Genomic DNA, 2,581 nt, shown 5'->3' with positions numbered 1-2,581 from the left:
GGACTGTCCCGTATGGCCACAGGCTGAGGGGGACATCGTAATGGTCGTTGCCCAAAGCCGAATAGGCGGCTGTCAATAATCTTTCCGGGTCGTTTACCTGATCGGAACTCAATACGCCCTTGGGAGTTTCATTCAGAAAATCGGCACATCCCGACATAAGAACGACGACTACAACTATTGAGATGATTTTATTTAATTGCATATTATAATAATGATTTAACATGTGTAACGATAAAAATTAAAATATTACGTTCAATCCTACAGTCCATGTGGTAGGAATAGGATAACCCCAACCTGCGTTTTCGGGATCTACTCCCGTAAAGTCTTTTGATTTCACGGTAAACAGATTCTGTCCGCTGACGTAAAAGCGCAAACGGTTCATTTTCATTTTTGAAACAATATCTGCCGGTAGCGTATAGCCCAGGGATAAATTGCGTAGTTTCATGTACGAACCGTCTTCGATGAAATAAGTCGAAAACCGTCCTTCGTCGTTGGTATTGATCGTTTGCAAAGCGGGGATGGTTGACCCTGTGTTTTGCGGCGTCCAGGCATCCAGCAGGCGTCTTCCCTTGTTGGAGTTGACATCATCGACACTCCAGAAATCCGTCTGTGCTTTGAGCCAATTGTGTACATCAATCCCCTGCACGCCCTGGAAATAAGCGGTAAGGTCGAAACCCTTGTACTGAAGGGCTATATTCAGACTATATGAAAAATCGGGATGCGGACTGCCTATCCATGTACGGTCTAAATCGTTGATCTCATTATCTTCGTCATTTACGTTTTTGTAGCGTATGCGTCCGATACCTTTGCCGGTCTGATTCACATGTGCATCCACTTCTTCCTGGTTTTGGAAGATACCATCGGCAACATAACCGTAGAAAGAGCCTAAAGGACGACCGATAATGTTGTCACCCGGACGACCGCCATAAGAGTTTTCTACAGATTCGGGCAGATAAGTGACCTTGTTTCTATATGCCGAAACAATTCCGGTAATGTCGTACTCCAACCCGAACGAAGTGCTGTTTTTGTAACCTGCGGAAAAATCAAACCCCCGGTTTTCCATCGAAGCGCCGTTGGACCAACGATAGCCTCCTTCACCCACAATACCGATATAAGCGGGATTGATCAACATATCTTTTGTAGCCTTGATATACCAATCGATAGAACCGTAAAGGCTTTGGTTGAAGAGTAAGAAATCCAGCCCGATATTGGTCTGTTCGGTAGTTTCCCATTTCAGGTCATCGTTTTCGGTCTGGATTTTCCGGTATCCTGAAGGCAGATTGCCCGAACCCGATCCCGCAAGGTCGTATGCCGTACCATCTATGATATTCCAGGTCGGGTCTCCGATACCGTATTCAGGAACGAAGAGCGCGTAAGTCGCAAGATTATCGATACCCTGGTTTCCTGTCTGCCCCCAACCGAAGCGTAATTTCAGGTCGGAAATGTAGTCTTTGGTATTTTCCATAAAATTTTCTTCCGAAATCCTCCAACCGGCTGTTACGGCAGGAAAAGTGGCAAAACGGTTATTTCTTCCGAAGCGGGAAGAGCCATCCTGCCGGATAGTAAACGAGGCAAGGTAACGGTCGTTATAGGAATAGTTGGCTTTTCCGAAATAGGAAAGCAGGGAAAACCCTGTTGAGCCACCGCCAACAGATGCGGTTCCGGTACTTACGCCGGGCCACATATATTCGGGTGTTTCGATGGCAAAAGCACCTTCTCCCGAAGTATAAGCGTTAAAGTTTATGTCGCCTTGCCGATTCATTTCCACACCTGCCAACACATCAAACCTGTGCCTGTCGATTGTTTTCTGATAAGTGGCGGTATTCGACCATGTCCATCTCATCCAATGGCCCTGCTCCATATTTACCGCCGTATTGTCGCTGTTCATGAAGCCCGAACGCTAGGAATGTACCATATGACGTTTATAGAAATTGCCGTAATCAATGCCATAGCTTGAGCGAAAGTGTAAATCCCTGATTATTTCCAGATCGGCATATGTATTTCCGAACAAACGCCAATAAGCGTAGGCGTTATTCCGATTGTCATAAAGCAGGCGCATGGGATTATGGCGGTCGTTCATGCCTCTGGAGGGTCCACCCCAGCCTTCACCGTCTATCGTGTGTACCGGTATCATGGGTAATGCCTTTAAAGAAAGGTCGAGGACATCGCCCGGCGCCTGTACTTCACTTGTCCTGTTCAATGTGAAATTTTCACCGATAACCAACCTGCCGTCAAACAATTTATAATCGGTATTGATACGTGCCGAAATACGGTTGAAGTCGGTATGCTTAAGCGTTCCGTCGTTGTAAAAATACCCCAGGGACAAAAAGGAACTGCTTTTTTCTGTAGCCGAACTAAGAGACATGTTATACGATTGGATCAACCCGGTTTTGGATATTTCATTAAACCAATCGGTGTCAGAAGCAAGCATTGTCCGGTCATTATCAACATATTTAGCCAGATAAATATTATTGAGTTGGGGGTGTCCGTTGGTATCGTAACCCCAATCGAAGCTGTAACCGATATTGTTGCTGTTCGGATTACCGCCTCCGTTTACCGATGCCTGCCACAAAGCCTGTCC

At 46.1% G+C, this 2,581-nt stretch carries 2 protein-coding genes; both read right to left on the bottom strand.

The features are described 5' to 3' along the window. Positions 1–238: 238 nt before the first annotated feature. Positions 239–1,888 carry a SusC/RagA family TonB-linked outer membrane protein gene (locus PHP06_11125; protein MDD3841092.1) on the bottom strand — a complete coding sequence of 550 codons (1,650 nt, stop codon included), beginning with the start codon at positions 1,886–1,888 and terminating at the stop codon, positions 239–241. Positions 1,889–1,900: 12 nt separating this feature from the next. After that, positions 1,901–2,581: SusC/RagA family protein (locus tag PHP06_11120; GenBank protein ID MDD3841091.1), on the bottom strand; the 681-nt coding region annotated here is incomplete at its 5' end.

The organism is Clostridia bacterium, from assembly GCA_028698525.1.
Classification (GTDB): domain Bacteria; phylum Bacillota; class Clostridia; order JAQVDB01; family JAQVDB01; genus JAQVDB01.
This window is presented reverse-complemented; position numbering and strand designations above follow the sequence as displayed.